Origin of the sequence: uncultured Nonlabens sp. (assembly GCF_947495285.1) — a bacterium.
In the GTDB taxonomy this organism is placed as follows: Bacteria; Bacteroidota; Bacteroidia; order Flavobacteriales; family Flavobacteriaceae; genus Nonlabens.
Genome location: NZ_CANLXZ010000005.1, coordinates 39441 through 57232, shown reverse-complemented (window position 1 = coordinate 57232; position 17792 = coordinate 39441). Strand labels below are relative to the sequence as shown.

At 35.5% G+C, this 17792-nt stretch carries 18 protein-coding genes; all 18 read left to right on the top strand.

The annotated features are described in order from the left end of the window. The first annotated feature begins 4 nt into the window (after positions 1–4). The 18 genes from rplR (at position 5) to ctlX (ending at position 17746) form a co-directional block, all read left to right on the top strand. A complete protein-coding gene (rplR, locus tag Q0838_RS02960) occupies positions 5–352 on the top strand; it encodes a 50S ribosomal protein L18 (protein ID WP_298951056.1) in 348 nt (115 codons plus the stop codon). 18 nt (positions 353–370) lie between these two features. Continuing rightward, positions 371–895 (top strand): 30S ribosomal protein S5, encoded by a 525-nt coding sequence (rpsE, locus tag Q0838_RS02955; RefSeq protein ID WP_298951054.1) that lies wholly within the window; start codon positions 371–373, stop codon positions 893–895. Between the two features lie 8 nt (positions 896–903). Then, positions 904–1083: a 50S ribosomal protein L30 gene (gene rpmD / locus Q0838_RS02950; protein WP_298951052.1), complete on the top strand. Its 180-nt coding sequence runs from the start codon at positions 904–906 to the stop codon at positions 1081–1083. An 11-nt stretch (positions 1084–1094) separates the two neighbouring features. After that, positions 1095–1547, top strand: coding sequence for a 50S ribosomal protein L15 (gene rplO / locus Q0838_RS02945; protein ID WP_298951050.1), 453 nt, complete (start codon positions 1095–1097; stop codon positions 1545–1547). A gap of 9 nt (positions 1548–1556) precedes the next feature. After that, positions 1557–2891, top strand: coding sequence for a preprotein translocase subunit SecY (gene secY, locus Q0838_RS02940; RefSeq protein ID WP_298951046.1), 1335 nt, complete (start codon positions 1557–1559; stop codon positions 2889–2891). After that, positions 2891–3106 carry a translation initiation factor IF-1 gene (gene infA / locus Q0838_RS02935; RefSeq protein ID WP_013549436.1) on the top strand — a complete coding sequence of 72 codons (216 nt, stop codon included), beginning with the start codon at positions 2891–2893 and terminating at the stop codon, positions 3104–3106. Before secY ends, infA begins: the two co-directional genes overlap by 1 nt. 1 nt (position 3107) lies before the next feature. Continuing rightward, positions 3108–3224, top strand: coding sequence for a type B 50S ribosomal protein L36 (gene ykgO / locus Q0838_RS02930; RefSeq protein WP_015361145.1), 117 nt, complete (start codon positions 3108–3110; stop codon positions 3222–3224). 3 nt (positions 3225–3227) lie between these two features. After that, positions 3228–3602, top strand: coding sequence for a 30S ribosomal protein S13 (rpsM, locus tag Q0838_RS02925; RefSeq protein ID WP_298951014.1), 375 nt, complete (start codon positions 3228–3230; stop codon positions 3600–3602). A 12-nt stretch (positions 3603–3614) separates the two neighbouring features. Further along, complete coding sequence (gene rpsK, locus Q0838_RS02920; protein ID WP_104515642.1) at positions 3615–4004, top strand: 30S ribosomal protein S11; 390 nt, start codon at positions 3615–3617, stop codon at positions 4002–4004. A gap of 84 nt (positions 4005–4088) precedes the next feature. Next, complete coding sequence (gene rpsD, locus Q0838_RS02915; RefSeq protein ID WP_298951009.1) at positions 4089–4694, top strand: 30S ribosomal protein S4; 606 nt, start codon at positions 4089–4091, stop codon at positions 4692–4694. 23 nt (positions 4695–4717) lie between these two features. Beyond that, positions 4718–5710 carry a DNA-directed RNA polymerase subunit alpha gene (locus Q0838_RS02910; protein WP_298951007.1) on the top strand — a complete coding sequence of 331 codons (993 nt, stop codon included), beginning with the start codon at positions 4718–4720 and terminating at the stop codon, positions 5708–5710. Positions 5711–5740: 30 nt separating this feature from the next. After that, positions 5741–6211 (top strand): 50S ribosomal protein L17, encoded by a 471-nt coding sequence (gene rplQ, locus Q0838_RS02905; RefSeq protein ID WP_298951005.1) that lies wholly within the window; start codon positions 5741–5743, stop codon positions 6209–6211. Between the two features lie 95 nt (positions 6212–6306). Beyond that, a complete protein-coding gene (gene carA, locus Q0838_RS02900; protein ID WP_298951004.1) occupies positions 6307–7425 on the top strand; it encodes a glutamine-hydrolyzing carbamoyl-phosphate synthase small subunit in 1119 nt (372 codons plus the stop codon). Then, positions 7422–8708 carry a phosphopyruvate hydratase gene (gene eno, locus Q0838_RS02895; RefSeq protein WP_298951002.1) on the top strand — a complete coding sequence of 429 codons (1287 nt, stop codon included), beginning with the start codon at positions 7422–7424 and terminating at the stop codon, positions 8706–8708. Before carA ends, eno begins: the two co-directional genes overlap by 4 nt. A 206-nt stretch (positions 8709–8914) precedes the next feature. Beyond that, positions 8915–14179 (top strand): reprolysin-like metallopeptidase, encoded by a 5265-nt coding sequence (locus tag Q0838_RS02890; protein WP_298951001.1) that lies wholly within the window; start codon positions 8915–8917, stop codon positions 14177–14179. 263 nt (positions 14180–14442) lie between these two features. Further along, positions 14443–15729 carry a citrate synthase gene (locus tag Q0838_RS02885; protein ID WP_298950998.1) on the top strand — a complete coding sequence of 429 codons (1287 nt, stop codon included), beginning with the start codon at positions 14443–14445 and terminating at the stop codon, positions 15727–15729. 167 nt (positions 15730–15896) lie between these two features. Continuing rightward, the gene (locus Q0838_RS02880) at positions 15897–16817 is read left to right on the top strand and encodes a dimethylarginine dimethylaminohydrolase family protein (RefSeq protein ID WP_298950997.1); all 921 of its coding nucleotides are present in this window, start codon (positions 15897–15899) and stop codon (positions 16815–16817) included. After that, positions 16817–17746, top strand: coding sequence for a citrulline utilization hydrolase CtlX (gene ctlX, locus Q0838_RS02875; protein ID WP_298950995.1), 930 nt, complete (start codon positions 16817–16819; stop codon positions 17744–17746). Before Q0838_RS02880 ends, ctlX begins: the two co-directional genes overlap by 1 nt. The last annotated feature ends 46 nt before the right edge of the window (positions 17747–17792 follow it).

The window sequence follows — 17792 nt, the reverse complement described above, 5'->3', positions numbered from 1 at the left end:
TATTATGGCATTTTCAAAGTCAGCAAGAAGGATAAAGATTCGTAAACGTATTCGTAAAACAGTTATTGGTTCCGCAGCGCGTCCAAGATTATCTGTTTTTAGAAGCAATAAGGAGATTTATGCTCAAGTAATTAATGATGTGGATGGAGTGACCATCGCATCAGCTTCATCACGTGAATTAAAATCGACCGCTGGAAAAGTGGAGGTTGCTAAAGAAGTAGGTATTGCAGTAGCCGCTAAGGCTAAAGCTGCTGGTATTGAATCTGTTTCTTTTGATCGTGGTGGATATTTGTACCATGGACGTGTACTTTCACTTGCAGAAGGTGCTCGTGAAGGTGGTCTTAAATTTTAATTTGAAACATTTAATATAATGTACCAAAAATATAAAAACGTAGAAACGGTTAAGCCAGGTGGACTTGAGCTCAAGGATCGTTTAGTAGGTGTTCAACGTGTTACTAAAGTAACTAAAGGTGGTCGTGCATTTGGATTTTCTGCAATTGTTGTTGTAGGAGACGAAAATGGAGTTGTTGGTCATGGTTTAGGAAAATCTAAGGAGGTTGCCGAAGCTATTTCTAAATCTGTTGAAGATGCTAAAAAGAATTTAGTACGTATACCGCTATTAAAGGGGACAATTCCTCACGAACAAAAAGGTAAATTTGGTGGTGCTAGGGTTTTATTGATGCCTGCATCAACTGGTACTGGTGTAATTGCCGGTGGCGCTATTCGAGCAGTTCTTGAGGCTGTAGGTGTTCATGATGTACTTAGTAAAAATCAAGGTTCTTCTAATCCTCACAATGTTGTTAAAGCTACATTTGATGCCTTGTTACAGTTGAGAAGTGCGGAGACAGTTGCGAAGCAAAGAGGAATTTCAATGGATAAGGTATTTAACGGATAATTTCTATTATGGCTAAGTTAAAAGTAAAAAAAATACGTAGTGCTATCAACAGGACTGCTAGACAAAAGAGGACTCTTGAGTCCCTTGGTTTAAGAAAGATGAATCAAGTTGTAGAACATGAAGATAATTCGGTGATACAAGGAATGATTGCAAAAGTTCAACATTTGGTTTCTGTAGAAGAAGCATAAAAATATTTATAATGGGATTACATAATTTAAAACCAGCTGAAGGTTCTGTGAAACGATCTTCCAAAATTATTGGTCGTGGTCAGGGATCTGGTAAAGGTGGTACTGCAACTCGTGGTCACAAAGGGGCTAAGTCTCGCTCAGGTTACTCTAAGAAGGTAGGATTTGAGGGTGGTCAAATGCCTCTTCAACGTCGTGTTCCTAAGTTTGGATTCACAAACATCAATCGTAAAGAATATGCTGGAGTTAATTTAGACGTTATTCAGGCCTATCATGATGCAGGTAGATTCTCGGACACTATCACTATTGAAGATTTGATAGCGGAGAGGTTAGTTTCTAAAAATGATTTAGTAAAAGTACTTGGTCGTGGGGAATTGAAAGCTTCAGTTAATATTACTGCACATAAATTTACTTCTACTGCAAAGTCTGCTATTGAAGCAGTAGGTGGAAAGACACAAACAGTTTAATTTTACTAAATGAAGTTAATTGAAAATTTAAAGAATGTTTGGCGTATACAAGAGTTAAGGGATCGTATTTTAATGACCTTTAGTTTACTTCTTGTTTTTAGATTTGGTGCACAGATTACCTTACCTGGTGTTGATTCTACTCAATTAGTAGGTTTGGCTTCAAATTTTAAGGATGGTATTGGTGGAATCCTGAACGCTTTTACAGGTGGTGCATTTGCTAAAGCTTCAGTTTTTGCATTAGGTATCATGCCTTATATATCGGCTAGTATTGTCGTTCAGCTAATGGGAATAGCTATTCCTTATTTACAGAAACTTCAAAAAGAAGGTGAATCTGGTAGAAGAAAGATTAATCAGATAACTAGATGGTTAACTATCGGTATTTGTTTAATTCAGGCTCCTAGCTATATGTTGTCTCTTGGTTCTTTGGGTGTTCCTGAATCAGCATTTATGATGCAGGATCAGCAAACTTTATTTTTAGTTATAAGTACTATAATTTTAGTTACTGGATGTGTTTTTGCTATGTGGCTTGGTGAAAAAATAACGGATAAAGGTATTGGTAACGGTATTTCGTTATTGATCATGGTCGGTATTATTGCTACATTGCCTCAAGCTTTTATTCAAGAAATAGGTTCGAGAGTAGATGGAGTAGGTGGATGGTTCTTGATTATAGTGGAAGTTATAATTTGGTTAGTTGTTATTGCTGCATGTATAATGCTTGTAATGGGTGTTAGAAAGATACCTGTTCAATATGCTAGAAGATCAGCAACTGGCGGTTATGAGAAGAATGTTTTTGGTTCTCGACAGTATATTCCACTTAAACTTAATGCTTCTGGCGTTATGCCGATAATTTTTGCCCAGGCTATTATGTTTGTCCCTTCGGCTATTGGTCAGATGGAGGCTTCTTGGGCTAAGTCTATTGGTGTTGCTTTTGGCGATATTTTTGGTTTCTGGTATAATTTAACTTTTGCCTTATTAATCATAGTTTTTACTTATTTTTACACCGCGATAACTGTACCTACTAATAAGATGGCTGATGATTTGAAAAGAAATAGCGGTTTCATACCAGGAATTAGACCTGGTACGGAAACTTCTGAATATTTAGACCGCATTATGTCTCAAATCACTTTGCCTGGTTCATTGTTTTTAGCTGCGATAGCTATCTTTCCAGCTATTATATCATTGATCGGTGTTACTCAATCTTGGGCATTGTTTTATGGTGGTACATCGTTGTTGATTATGGTAGGTGTGGCGATAGATACGATGCAACAAATTAACTCTTACCTTCTGAATCGTCATTATGATGGCTTGATTAAGACAGGTAAGAATAGAAAAGCAGTAGCGTAATGGCAAAACAATCAGCGATAGAACAAGATGGTTCTATTATAGAAGCACTTTCTAATGCAATGTTCAGAGTTGAATTAGAAAATGGTCACGTGGTGACTGCGCACATTTCAGGTAAGATGCGTATGCACTATATCAAATTATTACCTGGTGATAAAGTAAAATTAGAAATGAGTCCTTACGATCTCTCGAAAGCAAGGATAACTTATAGATACTAAAATGAAAGTAAGAGCGTCAATTAAAAAGAGAAGTGCTGACTGTAAGATAGTTCGTCGTAAAGGCAGATTATACGTCATTAACAAAAAGAATCCTAAATTTAAACAAAGACAAGGGTAAGCTATGGCTAGAATTGCAGGGGTAGATGTACCTAAAAATAAACGTGGAGAGATTGCATTAACTTACATTTACGGTGTAGGTAGAAATCGTGCTAAAGAAGTTCTTATGTCTACTGGTGTGGGTGTTGACAAAAAGGTTAACGATTGGAACGATGATGAGATTAGTAAGATTCGTGCTGCTATAGGAGAGTTTACCATTGAAGGTGAATTGAGATCTGAAACGCAGCTGAATATAAAGCGTCTTATGGATATAGGATGTTATAGAGGTATTCGTCATAGATCTGGTCTTCCATTGAGAGGACAGCGCACAAAGAATAATTCTCGTACACGTAAAGGAAAACGTAAGACTGTTGCTAATAAAAAGAAAGCAACTAAATAATAAGTAACTGATATGGCAAAGTCTAAAGCGGTAGCTAAAAAACGTAAAGTTATAGTGGATAGTGTTGGTGAAGTTCACATTTCATCTTCTTTCAATAATATATTGATATCCTTAACTAATAAAAAGGGTGAAGTGATCTCCTGGTCATCAGCTGGAAAAATGGGTTTTCGTGGTTCAAAAAAGAATACTCCTTATGCTGCACAACTTGCAGCTGAAGATTGTTCAAAAGTTGCTCACGAAGCAGGATTACGTAAAGTAAAAGCGTATGTAAAGGGTCCTGGTAATGGTCGTGAAAGCGCGGTACGTTCCATACACAACGCTGGTATAGAGGTAACTGAAATTATTGATGTTACTCCATTACCACACAACGGTTGTCGTCCTCCGAAAAGAAGAAGAGTTTAATTTAATTTTAATATCGAGGGATTATAAGATCATTGAAGGATATAGACCTGAATTCAAGATACATCTCTCACAAAATTTATAATAATGGCAAGATATAGAGGTCCTAAGGCAAAAATAGCTCGTAGATTTAGAGAACCAATTTTTGGCCCTAGTAAAGCTTTGGAGAAGAAAAACTATCCTCCAGGAATGCACGGTAACGCAAGGCGCCGTGGTAAAGAGTCTGAATACGCTGTTCAGCTCAAAGAAAAGCAAAAAGCTAAATATACTTATGGTATTTTAGAAAAGCAATTTAGACTTATGTTTGATAAGGCTGTTCGTAGTACTGGTATTACTGGTGAAGTATTGCTTCAACTTTGTGAGTCAAGGTTAGATAATGTTGTTTACCGTATGGGTATCGCTAGAACTAGAAGAGGTGCTAGACAGCTTGTTTCTCACAGACATATGACGGTTAACGGTCAATTGGTTAATATTCCTTCTTTTCAATTAAAGCCAGGTGATGTTGTGGCGGTTCGCGAAAAGTCTAAATCTTTAGCTGTCATTGATGATTCTTTATCAAGTAATGATCGCGTTTATGATTTTTTAACTTTCAATAAATCCTCCTTATCAGGTACTTTTGTTAGCGTTCCAGAACGTGTTCAGATTCCTGAAAATGTTAAGGAGCAGCTGATAGTAGAATTGTACTCTAAATAATAACCAATTCATTAAGTAATCTTATGGCAATATTAAATTTCCAAAAGCCGGATAAAGTAATCATGATTGATTCTACTGATTTCGAAGGAAAATTCGAATTCAGACCGCTAGAACCAGGTTATGGACTTACCGTTGGTAATGCACTTAGAAGAGTACTTTTATCTTCTTTACAGGGTTTTGCAATAACTTCAATTCGTATTGAAGGTGTAGATCATGAGTTTTCAACAATCGAAGGTGTAGTTGAAGATGTTACTGAAATCATCCTTAATTTTAAACAGGTTCGTTTTAGAAGACAAATTGACGAAGTGGATAGTGAAGTTGTTAATGTATCTTTTTCAGGTAAGAACCAGTTCACTGCTGGAGATTTACAAAAGCATATTTCAGGATTTCAAGTATTGAATCCGGACATGGTTATTTGTAACACTGAAAGCAGTGTTAGTCTTAATTTAGAACTTACTATTGAAAAAGGTCGTGGTTATGTTCCTGCAGAAGAAAACAAAAACGTAAATGCTGCAATTGGTACTATAGCAATAGATTCTATCTTTACGCCTATTAAGAATGTAAAGTATAGCATTGAAAACTACCGTGTAGAACAAAAAACTGATTTTGAAAAGTTAGTTTTTGAAATTATTACAGATGGTAGTATTCATCCAAAGCATGCGTTAACTGAAGCGGCTAAGACTTTGATTCATCACTTTATGTTGTTTTCTGATGAGAGAATTACGTTAGAGGCAGATGAAATAGCTCAAACTGAAACTTATGATGAAGAAAGTCTTCACATGCGTCAGTTGCTTAAAACTAAGTTAGTAGACATGGAGCTTTCGGTAAGAGCATTAAATTGTTTGAAAGCTGCTGAAGTAGATACATTAGGTGATCTTGTTTCTTTCAACAAGAATGATTTAATGAAATTCAGAAACTTTGGTAAGAAGTCATTAACTGAGTTGGAAGAATTAGTAAATGTCAAGGGTTTAAACTTTGGTATGGATCTAGCAAAATATAAATTAGACCGTGACTAGGCTTATCCTAGTTCAAGAATATAATACAAAATGAGACACGGAAAAAAAGTAAACCATTTAAGTAGAAAGACAGCTCACCGTAAGGCGTTGTTATCAAATATGAGTTGCTCTCTTATTGAGCATAAACGTATTAATACTACTGTGGCAAAGGCTAAAGCTCTAAAACAGTTCGTAGAGCCATTGATTACAAAGTCTAAACAAGATACAACTCATAATAGAAGGTTGGTATTTGCAAAACTTAGAAGTAAGGATGCGGTAACGGAGCTTTTTAGAGATGTAGCTGCAAAGATAGGTGACCGTCCAGGTGGTTATACTAGAATTATCAAATTAGGTAATAGACTTGGTGATAACGCAGACATGGCTATGATTGAGCTTGTTGATTATAATGAACTTTATAAGATAGAAGCTGGTGCTAAGAAAACATCTACGCGTCGTAGAAGAAGAAGTAAATCATCTTCTGTTGCACCTGTTGCTGATACAAAGTCAAATGAAGAAGAATAAATTTCTTTACATTATATAGTAAAAGGATCAATGATTATTTCATTGATCCTTTTTTTTTGCATTTTTTTTAGATTATTTTTGAAATTAAACTCACTATGGGATATTTAGAGAAAAAAGACGCCATTATTTTGCTGGAAGATGGAACCATTTTTCACGGTAAGGCGGTAGGTAAAGGTGGAACGTCCACCGGAGAAATTTGTTTTAATACTGGTACTACCGGTTATCAGGAGATCTTTACAGATCCTTCTTATTTCGGGCAAATCATGGTTACAACAAATGCGCACATAGGTAATTACGGCGTTAGCGATGTGGACGAGGAGTCAGATTCTGTTAAAATCGCGGGCCTTATATGTAAAAACTTCTCTGACGTCTTTTCGAGAGAATCGGCTCAAGGCGATCTGTTGTCTTATTTAGAGAAGAAAGATCTAGTTATTTTATCAGACGTGGATACTCGAGCGTTGGTTTCTTACATTAGAGATAATGGTGCTCAAAATGCTATTATTTCTTCCGAAATAGATGATTTATCAAAACTTAAAAAGCAACTTTCCTCTGTTCCGTCTATGAAAGGTTTAGAGTTAGCTTCTAAAGTTTCTTGTAGAGAACCTTATTTTTACGGAAATGAAAATGCTGAAATTCGAATTTCAGCTTTAGATCTAGGAATTAAAAAAAATATATTACAAAACTTAGCGAGTCGTGGAGCTTACATAAAAGTTTTTCCTTTTAATTCTACTTATGAAGAAATGAAATCTTTTCACCCAGATGGTTATTTCTTATCTAACGGACCAGGAGATCCAGAACCTTTAACTCAGGCTATTCTTACGGCTAAGGAAATATTAAAGGAAGAGAAGCCCTTATTCGGTATTTGTTTAGGTCATCAAGTTATTGCTCTTGCTAATGGTATTTCCACTTTTAAAATGCATAACGGTCATCGTGGTATTAATCATCCTGTGATGAATGTTGAAACAGGTAAAGGAGAAATCACTTCTCAGAATCATGGTTTTGCTATTAATAGAGAACATACAGAAAATAATTCAGATATTTTAATCACACATTACCATCTTAATGATAATACTGTGGCAGGTATAAAGCACAATAGTAAACCTTGTTTTTCTGTGCAATATCATCCAGAAGCGGGCCCTGGCCCTAATGACGCTACTTATTTATTTGATAAATTTATAAATCTTATTAATTCAACAAAAGAAGTAACAATATGAGTACAATAATAGAAGTTCACGCAAGACAAATCTTTGATTCACGAGGTAATCCTACTGTAGAGGTAGATGTGGTTACATCAAATGGAATTATGGGTAGAGCAGCAGTACCATCTGGCGCTTCTACTGGTGAGCATGAAGCTGTAGAATTGCGTGATGGAGGTAAGGCTTATATGGGTAAAGGTGTAAGTAAAGCAGTTAAAAATGTGAACACCATCATTGGTGAAGAGCTTTTAGGAACCTCAGTATTTGAACAGGCATACATTGATCAATTAATGATAGAATTAGACGGTACGCCTAATAAGGCAAATCTAGGTGCAAATGCCATATTAGGTGTTTCGTTAGCTTGTGCAAAGGCCGCCGCTAGTGAGCTTAACCAGCCTTTATATAAATATATAGGTGGTATGAGTGCAAGTACTCTTCCTGTTCCTATGATGAATATTATTAATGGTGGATCGCATAGTGATGCTCCTATTGCGTTTCAAGAATTTATGGTAATGCCGGTAGAAGCTGAGAGTTTTTCTCATGCTCTGCAAATGGGTACGGAGATATTCCATCATTTAAAGAAGGTCCTCAAAGATAGAGGTTTAAGCACTGCCGTAGGAGATGAAGGTGGTTTTGCTCCTAAATTAGATGGGACTGAAGATGCTTTGGATACTATTTTATTAGCCATTAAAAATGCAGGTTATGAGCCAGGAACTCAAGTGATGATTGCACTTGATTGTGCTGCAGCAGAGTTTTTTGTAGACGATAAGTATGATTACACTAAGTTTGAAGGTGACTCTGGGGTTATTAGAACATCAGAAGAACAGGCTAGTTACCTTGCTGATTTAGCAGATAAATATCCTATTATTTCCATAGAAGATGGGATGGATGAAAACGACTGGGATGGTTGGAAGTTTCTGACAGAAAAAGCAGGTCATAAAGTACAGCTGGTAGGTGATGATTTATTTGTAACAAATGTAGAAAGACTTTCTAGAGGTATCGAAAATGATATTGCAAACTCTATTTTAATTAAAGTAAATCAAATCGGTACACTTACAGAAACTATTGCAGCTGTTACTATGGCTCACAAAGCAGGATATACATCTGTAATGTCACACCGTAGCGGAGAGACTGAAGATAATACTATTGCAGACCTTGCTGTAGCCTTATCTACGGGACAGATTAAAACTGGTTCTGCTTCACGTTCAGACCGTATGGCAAAGTATAACCAGCTCATCCGTATAGAAGAAGAGTTAGGTGACGCTGCTTATTATCCAGGTAGAAAAGCTTTTCAGTTTTAAATTAATAGATATTTTCCGCTTTCGCGAAAGCGGAAAAACACAAGCCACCTAGAATATAGGTGGTTTTTTTATTGACAAATATTTGTTTTTAAAGTCTTTTGATCGATAAAGCGCGTTAAAACCCTGTAAAAAATTTGTTTTATTGATGAAATGGTGAATATCAAGGTAAAATGTTGGATATTTAATAACCCAAAAATTCATAACAAATGAACAAAATTTTATTTTTTGCATTCTTAATTCACTTACCGTTCTTAACCTATTCACAAACTATTTGGAAAAGTCCGGATATGTCTATTATAGGTAAAGTCTCCAAAGAATTAAGACCTATACAACCTAATAAGTTTGATATTTTTGACATTAATGTAGAGGCACTTTCTATCAAGTTAGATGGAGCAGTCGATAGATTTGATGGAGGCACAGCTATAGAAGTAGACTTCCCACTAGGTAATGATAAATTTGAAACATTTAATGTCTACACTTCTGGTACTGTTTCTAAAGAGCTCCATGCTCAATACCCACAGATTCAGTCTTATGTAGGTCAAAGTAAAACAAACCTTTTAAATAAAATATATTTTACCATAACACCTAAAGGTTTTCATGGTTTAATAACTGGAGAGAAGATTCTTTATATGGATCCATATTCTAAAGTATCTCCCGAGTCTATTATGATCTATAATAGAAAAGATCTTAACCGTGCTAGTGATGATAATTTTGCGTGCGAGGTCGTAGAAGGTAATTTAGATCTTTTAAGTAAATCTCACGTAGATGTGGATATTAAGACTTTTAGAGATAGAGCATTCAGAACGTATAGATTAGCAGTAGCAGCTACTGCAGAATATACTGCTTACCATGATGATGGAGATGCAGGTAATGGAGGTTCGGTGGATGACGCGATTGCCGGAATAGTTACTACCATAACTAGGGTAAATTCTATTTTTGAAAAAGAAATGTCTATTAGATTTTCGCTAGTAGGTAATAATGGAAGTATTATCTACACTGACCCTAATAATGATCCTTATGATAATTATAGTCCTAGTCAGCAAATAGGTATAAATACTAATAATATAAATGAAGTTTTCGGTGGTGGAACAAATGATACGGCTAGATCTGCTGGAGCGGCTTTATATGATGTAGGGCATGTGTTCTCAACCGGCGGTGGTGGTCTAGCGAGTGCTATACGATGTGGTGGTAGAACAAGTTCTAAAGCTAGAGGTGTTACCGGAATAGTTACTCCAGAGTTTGATCCTTTTGACATTGATTATGTTGCACATGAGCTAGGCCATCAATTTGGTGCAAGTCATACTTTTTATAATGGCTGTTTTGGATTAAGTCCTTCTTCTCAGCCTTATGAAACTGGAAGTGCTTCTACTATAATGGGATATGCTGGGATTTGTGCTCCTAATGTTCAAGATAATTCTGATGCCTATTTTCATGCAAGAAGTTTGCAACAAATGCATTCTACTATTGCGTCAGATACTTGTGATAATGAGCTGTCCTTAGCATCTAATAATCCTACAGCTCCAAATGCGCAAGATTTAGCAGAGAAATTTATGCCTATAGGTACTCCATTTAAATTAACAGCAATTTCTTCTCAAGCGCCTGATACAGGAGAAATTTATACGTATCGTTGGGATCAGTTAGATACTGGTGCAGCTGCTAATACTGGTGCTACTCAACCACCTATAGGTTCTAGTACTAGAGGACCTATGTTCAGGTCAAAGTTTGCTACTACTAATCCTACAAGATACTTTCCTAATCAGGAAGAAGTATTGAATGGAGTTGACGATATATGGGAAACACTTTCTACTGCAACAAGAGAAATGACATTTGTTTCTACTATTTATGATAATAATATTAATGGTGGTCAGACAGATCAGGCAGAAGTTGTTGTGAAACCCAACACAGCTGCAGGACCTTTTGTTGTAAACACTCCTGGGGAAACAGATATATGGCATGAAGGAGAAGTGAGAACCGTAACATGGGACGTTGCAAATACTAACCAGCCTCTATTAGCCGAGCAAGTAAATGTAAAATTATCATTAGATGGTGGGTATACATTTCCCTTCATTCTAGCAAGTAATGTTAGTAATACAGGTTCTAGAGATGTGACTATACCTATTGGAACAAAAACGACTACTGCTAGAATTATTGTGGAAGCTGTTGGGAATTACTTTTACAATGTAAATAATGGGAATTTTAAAATAAAAGAAGGAACTTTTGAATTAACCGCAGTAACAGAAGATTTTTCAGTTTGTAAACCTGGAAACGGTACAACTTCTTTTCAATACAACGCTGCGCCTGGTTTTAATGAAACGGTTACATTTAGCGCAGTAGGTTTACCAGCAGGATTAACAGCAAGCTTTAATCCTAACACTACTAGTGTAGATGCTATGGTAGATGTTGTTATTTCAGGAACATCTGCGGTAGATGCAAATCAGTACGATTTTATTGTAGAGGCACAATCTTCTACAGCAACTATAGTCAAAGATTTTACTTTTAAATTATTTGATAATAGTATAGGAGATGTTATTCAAATAGCACCGGTAAATGGTGCAGGAAATCAAGTAGCAAACCCATTATTAGAATGGGAGGATCTAGCTAGTGCTTCTAATTATTTTATTGAAATATCAGAAAGTCCTAGTTTTTCTACAATTGCAGAATCTGGGATGGTTTCTTTTGTGAATTCATACCAGCCTACTGGATTAGAAGCAGGGAAAATCTATTATTGGAAAGTAACGCCTTCTAGTGATTGTATCGCAGGAACTGTTAATTCTATAAGTTCTTTTCAAACGGCACAAGATGTTTGTATTACTTATGATAACGAGACCTATGAGAACACGGCTCAAAATGCTTCAAACCAAAACGTATGGAATACTAGTGTAAATGCAGTTGCTGCCAAAGTAATCGTTACTGATGATATTCAAGTAACTAATCTCAGCTTTTATATGAGAGCTACTCATGGAGATACAGGTCATATTAAAATGCAATTAAGCGCTCCTACAGGAAGATTTGCAGAGGTGTATAATCGTGAGTGTGCTGCTGGTGTAAATTTTGATCTTACCGTTAGTGATCAAGGAACACAAAATTTTGGTTGTAATCCTGGTTATACAGGTGCTTTAATAGGTAATCAAAGACCAGGGCAGGCATTTACAAGATTTAATAATGCCAGTGCTCTTGGAGAGTGGACATTACTAGCTACAGATAGAACTGCTGGTACAGGTGGGACATTCAATGAGTTTTCAGTTACCGTTTGTGGTAGATTACAATATGTAAATGATATAGATAATAATAGAAACTTAGGATTAACAAGTGCTTTTAATGCAACTAGCATCATCGATAATACATTATTAAGATCGGTTCAAACAGGATTTACTAATGCAAACCTTACTTATGTAGTAACTAACGATGTAGATTATGGACAGATTCAATTAAACGGTGTAGATCTTAACGTAGGAGATTCATTTACTCAAGGAGATATAGATAGTAGTAATATTCAATATGTACATGACTCTATAGAGCTGGTGAGTGAAGACTCATTTGAATATACAATTTTAGGTAATTCAGAAACTATCCTATTAGGTGATGTATTTACTATAGCCATAGAAGATCCTACCCTTGTATATGATGCAGGTGCATGGTCACCTTTTGCTCCTCATGCAGAAACAGGAGATTTAGATGCTCTAGTATTAAGTGGAGTAGCGCCTATTGCAGTTCATTCAGTAATTAATAATATGGAAATATCAGGTGCTATGAGTACGCTAGATATTAATGCAACACTTGCTTTAAAAGGAAATCTGACTGTAGATGGTCTAGTAGATGCAACAGATGGTGTTCTAGAAATAAGTGGAGCATCTAGTCAGACAGTAACTGGTACTGGATCTATGGACTTAGATATTCTAGAGGTTAACAACACAGCTGGAGTGACCTTTGATGCTGTTACAAATATTTATAATGTCTTAAGACCTCAGTCATCTGTTATAAATGCCAATAATAATATTGTATTTAAGAGTAATGCAACCGCAACAGGTCAACTAGATAATGCTAGTCTAGCAACTATTAACGGTAGTGTAAAAGTAGAGCGTTACATACCAGCAAAACGAGCTTTTAGATTCCTTAGTTCTTCAGTAAACTCTACCGCGAGTATAAGAGAAAACTGGCAAGAGGATGGAAATGTTGCAACAGGATTAGGTACGCATATTACAGGACCTAGCGCTGCAAACGGTTTTGATGTTACCTCTACAGGAGCTTATTCTCTATTTACATTTGATAATGACAATTTTTTATGGAACGCAGTTCCTAATACTAACATAGAACAATTAGTTATAGGTACACCTATGAGAATGTTAGTAAGAGGTGATCGTAATACAGATTTAACAAATAATGCAGCAACACCTTCTAATACTACACTAAGATCTAGTGGTGTATTACATACAGGAGATTATGCGGCATCTTATGCAACTAGTAATGGAGAGTTTGCAATGATAGCAAACCCATACCAGGCAGTCGTAGATTTTAAAAGCGTCTTATTAGATGCAACAACTAGTGGTGTGAACGCAAACTTTGTTTATGTTTGGGATCCTAATTTAAATGTACGTGGCGGTTATGCTACAGTAGATTTAGGAACTGAAAATGGTGATGCTGTACCTTTTTCGAGTACAGCAAATAAGTTCTTGCAACCAGGACAGTCCCTATTTGTGTCTACTAGCGGTGTTAGTGCTTTAACATTTAAAGAATCTCAAAAAGCAGTTAGCCAGCCTCTGACTCAAGTTTTTGGAGCTTATGAATTAGATAATAACATAATCATCGGTTTAAAAGACGCTGCAACTAGGACTATTTTAGATCAAGCTGTGATGCGTTTTAATAATTCATATAACGACCAGGTAGATAACAGTGATGCATTAAAGTTTAACAACTTAGATGAAACACTTGCTATATCAAATGATGGTGATATTCTAAGTGTAGAAAAAACACAACATCCACAGGCAGGAGATATAACACCACTACATATTTCTAATTATAGAATAAATAACTATGTGATGGAATTAGACCTTAATTTAAACAGTGGTGTAATAGCTATTCTAGTAGATAATGAAATAGGAACACGCACAGTATTACAAAACGGTGTAAACGCTGTTAACTTTAGTGTAAACGCAGCTAGTAGTAGCGATAGATTTAGGATAGAGTATGAGGCATCGATACTATCACTCGAGCAGTCATTATTAGAAAACGACCTAGACGTGTTTCCTAATCCAGTAATAGATAACTCTTTTCAAGTAAATAGTAATTATTTAACTGGTAAAGAAGTGACTATGACATTGTATAATACTTTAGGTCAAAGTATTTATACTCATACAAATGACTTCAATGGTTCTCAATCGATAAAACCATCAACCATTTTAAGTACTGGAATGTATATCTTAAAAGTAGAAACAGATAGAGATGCTGTTACGATACAACTTATAGTAAAATAAATTTTGTTAGTTTTTGGGACTACAAATTGCATTACGGCGGCCTTTTTTGGTCGTCGTTTTGTTTTTAAAATGGTTATAGTTTCGCTTTCGCGAAAGCGTAATTCAATTTAAAAAATTCCATATTTGTAGAATATTCTAAGACATTACCCTAAATAGGTATAATAAAGATTAAATATTTATTAAATAATTAAACTTCACTTCTATATTGTATGAAAATTAAAGGTTGTGACGTATTTTCGTAGACAGAAAATCCAAAAATAAAAATGGCAGACAAGGCGATATTAGAGTTTGAAGGCAAGAAATACGAGTTTCCTGTTATTACTGGCTCAGAAGATGAAAAGGCAATAGACATAAAAACACTTAGAGGTGCAACAGGTGGGCTTACCACTATCGATCCAGGTTATAAAAATACCGGTAGTTGTACTAGTGCGATAACATTCTTAAATGGTGAAGAAGGAATCCTTAGATATAGAGGTTACTCTATAGAAGACCTTGCAGATAAAGCTGATTTCCTTGAAGTTGCCTATTTATTAATTTTTGGTGAGTTGCCTACAACTGCTCAATTAGAGAAGTTTCACAACGACATTAAAGCACAATCACATGTGGATGAAGACGTAAAGAAAATTTTAGACGGTTTTCCTAAAACGGCTCACCCTATGGGAGTGCTTTCTTCTTTAACAAGTGCACTTATTGCATTTAACCCATCTTCAGTAAATGTAGATAGTGAAGAAGATATGTACAAGGCTATCGTGAATATTATGGGTAAATTCCCAGTTCTAGTAGCATGGGCTTTGAGAAAACGTACAGGACAGCCACTTGATTATGGTGATGACGGTTTAGGTTATGTAGATAACATCCTTAAAATGATGTTTAAAAAACCTAACTCTGAATATAAAGTAGATCCTATTGTATCTAATGCACTAGATAAATTATTAATCCTTCATGCTGACCATGAGCAAAACTGTTCTACAAGTACGGTGCGTATAGTAGGTTCCTCGCATGCAGGTCTTTTTGCTAGTTTAAGTGCTGGTATATCTGCACTTTGGGGACCACTTCATGGTGGTGCTAACCAGGCAGTTCTTGAAATGCTAGAAGCAATCAAAGAAGATGGTGGAGATACTAAAAAGTACATGGCCAAGGCTAAAGATAAAGAAGATCCATTCCGTTTAATGGGATTCGGACACAGAGTTTATAAAAACTTTGATCCACGTGCTAAGATCATAAAAGTAGCCGCAGACGATGTTCTTGAAGCTTTAGGTGTAGAAGATCCTATTTTAGCCATAGCCAAAGGTCTAGAGCAAGAAGCTCTTAACGATCCTTACTTTATAGATCGTAAGTTATATCCTAACGTAGACTTCTATTCTGGTATCATTTACCGTGCTATGGGAATTCCTGTTGAAATGTTTACAGTAATGTTTGCATTAGGACGTCTTCCAGGGTGGATCGCTCAATGGAAAGAAATGAGAGAAAATAAAGAACCTATCGGTAGACCACGTCAGGTATATACTGGTGAAAACTTAAGATCATTTAAAGAAGTATCTGATCGATAATCTCCTTTAAATAAGATGTTTAAAACTCCCATAAGTAATTACTTTTGGGAGTTTTTTAAATTTTAAGCATTTTATAAATTGATTTAAAACTCATTATAATTTAAGGAGTTAATAAAAGCCTTGTTGTGTTATTAGAAAAGACTAGAGATAATTATTAAATTCGCATTATGGAAAAAATTAATCTTCATGTTAACAACGAGACTTCAAAGTTAAGGTCGGTAATTTTAGGTACAGCTAGAAGTAATGGCCCAGTGCCAGACCTAGAAGATGCTTATGACCCAAAGTCTAGAAAGCATATTCTAGAAGGGAATTACCCTAAGAATGAAGACATGATACTAGAGATGGAAGCAGTCGCTGCTGTTTTTGAAAAATATAATGTAAAGACATTTAGACCAGAACTAATAGAAGACTGTAACCAGATTTTTACACGTGATATAGGTTTTGTAATCGATAATGTTTTTGTAAAAGCAAACATTCTCCCAGATCGTGAAGAAGAAATAGAGGCTATACAATACGTTATAGACCTAATTAATCCTGATAATGTAGTAAGACCTCCAAAAGAGGTGCATATAGAAGGTGGTGATGTCATGCTATATAACGATCATATCTTTGTAGGTACCTATCGTGGTGAGGACTATGCAGATTATATAATTGCTCGTACTAACGTGGAAGGAGTAGAATGGTTAAAAGAAACATTTCCTAATAAGAAAGTAATCTCTTTTAATTTAAGAAAAGATAATCTAGATCCTTATAATAATGCACTTCACTTAGATTGTTGTTTCCAGCCAGTAGGAAATGATAAATGTATTATACATAAGAATGGATTTTTACAAGAAGAAGAATACCAGTATTTAATAGATTTCTTTGGACGTGAGAACTGTTTTGAAATCTCTCAAGAAGAAATGTATAACATGAATTCAAATATCTTTTCTATCGCTCCAGACGTGGTAGTATCAGAAAAGAATTTTACTCGATTAAATACATGGTTGCGCAGTCATGGTATCACTGTAGAAGAAGTGCCATATGCAGAAATATCAAAACAAGAAGGTCTTTTAAGATGTTCTACCTTACCCTTAATTAGAGATTAATGAGACAAATTACTGATACCATATTTATGGTGCGCCCTATACAGTTTCGTTTAAATGAAGAAACTTCCATAAATAATTACTATCAAGATGAAGGCGTAAAGATCATTGATCAAAACAAGAAAGCCCAAGATGAATTTGACGCTTTTGTAATAGCATTACAAGAAAAAGGAATTCATGTATTAATAGTACAAGATCGCATAGAATTTGATACTCCAGATTCTATATTTCCTAATAACTGGATTTCTACTCATGAGAATGGTGATGTAGCATTATACCCTATGTTTGCCGAGAATAGACGTAGAGAGAGAAGACCAGACGCGATGGAATTAATGGAGGCAGAAGGTTTCCAGATCAGTAGCGTTATAGATTACACCAGTGCTGAAGACGAAGGTATCTTTCTAGAAGGAACTGGTAGTTTATTATTAGATCGTGTAAATCGCAAGGCATACTGTAGTTTATCTGCTCGAGCAGACGAAGAACTCATGATCGAGTTTTGTGAAGATTTTGAATACACACCTGTTATCTTTAAAGCTTATCAAACAGTAGGAGAAGAGCGTCTATCTATTTATCATACTAACGTAATGATGGCTCTAGGAGAAGATTATGCAGTAATTTGCTTAGACTCCATTGATGATAAGAAAGAAGCTAAAAACGTTCTTAATCATCTTAAAGAAGATGGCAAAGAAGTAATAAAGATTACCGAAGCTCAAGTAAATGCCTTTGCTGGTAATATGATGCAAGTACATAATAATAAAGGTGAGCGCATTCTAGTCATGAGTGACCAGGCTTATAACTCGTTAACTGCTGTGCAAATAGAAAAATTAGAAAAATACAATGAGATTTTACATCCATCTATTTCTACTATTGAGACATTAGGTGGCGGCTCAGTAAGATGTATGATGGCTGAGGTGTTTTTGCCGAGGGTTTAATTACACTCAATTTATAGATATGGACATAAGTCCGTATCTATAAATT

Excerpts from the sequence above, each read along its gene's own strand:
- rplR (WP_298951056.1), top strand. The coding sequence starts at position 5 with ATGGCATTTTCAAAGTCAGCAAGAAGGATAAAGATTCGTAAACGTATT.
- rpsE (WP_298951054.1), top strand. The coding sequence starts at position 371 with ATGTACCAAAAATATAAAAACGTAGAAACGGTTAAGCCAGGTGGACTT.
- rpmD (WP_298951052.1), top strand. The coding sequence starts at position 904 with ATGGCTAAGTTAAAAGTAAAAAAAATACGTAGTGCTATCAACAGGACT.
- rplO (WP_298951050.1), top strand. The coding sequence starts at position 1,095 with ATGGGATTACATAATTTAAAACCAGCTGAAGGTTCTGTGAAACGATCT.
- secY (WP_298951046.1), top strand. The coding sequence starts at position 1,557 with ATGAAGTTAATTGAAAATTTAAAGAATGTTTGGCGTATACAAGAGTTA.
- infA (WP_013549436.1), top strand. The coding sequence starts at position 2,891 with ATGGCAAAACAATCAGCGATAGAACAAGATGGTTCTATTATAGAAGCA.
- ykgO (WP_015361145.1), top strand. The coding sequence starts at position 3,108 with ATGAAAGTAAGAGCGTCAATTAAAAAGAGAAGTGCTGACTGTAAGATA.
- rpsM (WP_298951014.1), top strand. The coding sequence starts at position 3,228 with ATGGCTAGAATTGCAGGGGTAGATGTACCTAAAAATAAACGTGGAGAG.
- rpsK (WP_104515642.1), top strand. The coding sequence starts at position 3,615 with ATGGCAAAGTCTAAAGCGGTAGCTAAAAAACGTAAAGTTATAGTGGAT.
- rpsD (WP_298951009.1), top strand. The coding sequence starts at position 4,089 with ATGGCAAGATATAGAGGTCCTAAGGCAAAAATAGCTCGTAGATTTAGA.
- Q0838_RS02910 (WP_298951007.1), top strand. The coding sequence starts at position 4,718 with ATGGCAATATTAAATTTCCAAAAGCCGGATAAAGTAATCATGATTGAT.
- rplQ (WP_298951005.1), top strand. The coding sequence starts at position 5,741 with ATGAGACACGGAAAAAAAGTAAACCATTTAAGTAGAAAGACAGCTCAC.
- carA (WP_298951004.1), top strand. The coding sequence starts at position 6,307 with ATGGGATATTTAGAGAAAAAAGACGCCATTATTTTGCTGGAAGATGGA.
- eno (WP_298951002.1), top strand. The coding sequence starts at position 7,422 with ATGAGTACAATAATAGAAGTTCACGCAAGACAAATCTTTGATTCACGA.
- Q0838_RS02890 (WP_298951001.1), top strand. The coding sequence starts at position 8,915 with ATGAACAAAATTTTATTTTTTGCATTCTTAATTCACTTACCGTTCTTA.
- Q0838_RS02885 (WP_298950998.1), top strand. The coding sequence starts at position 14,443 with ATGGCAGACAAGGCGATATTAGAGTTTGAAGGCAAGAAATACGAGTTT.
- Q0838_RS02880 (WP_298950997.1), top strand. The coding sequence starts at position 15,897 with ATGGAAAAAATTAATCTTCATGTTAACAACGAGACTTCAAAGTTAAGG.
- ctlX (WP_298950995.1), top strand. The coding sequence starts at position 16,817 with ATGAGACAAATTACTGATACCATATTTATGGTGCGCCCTATACAGTTT.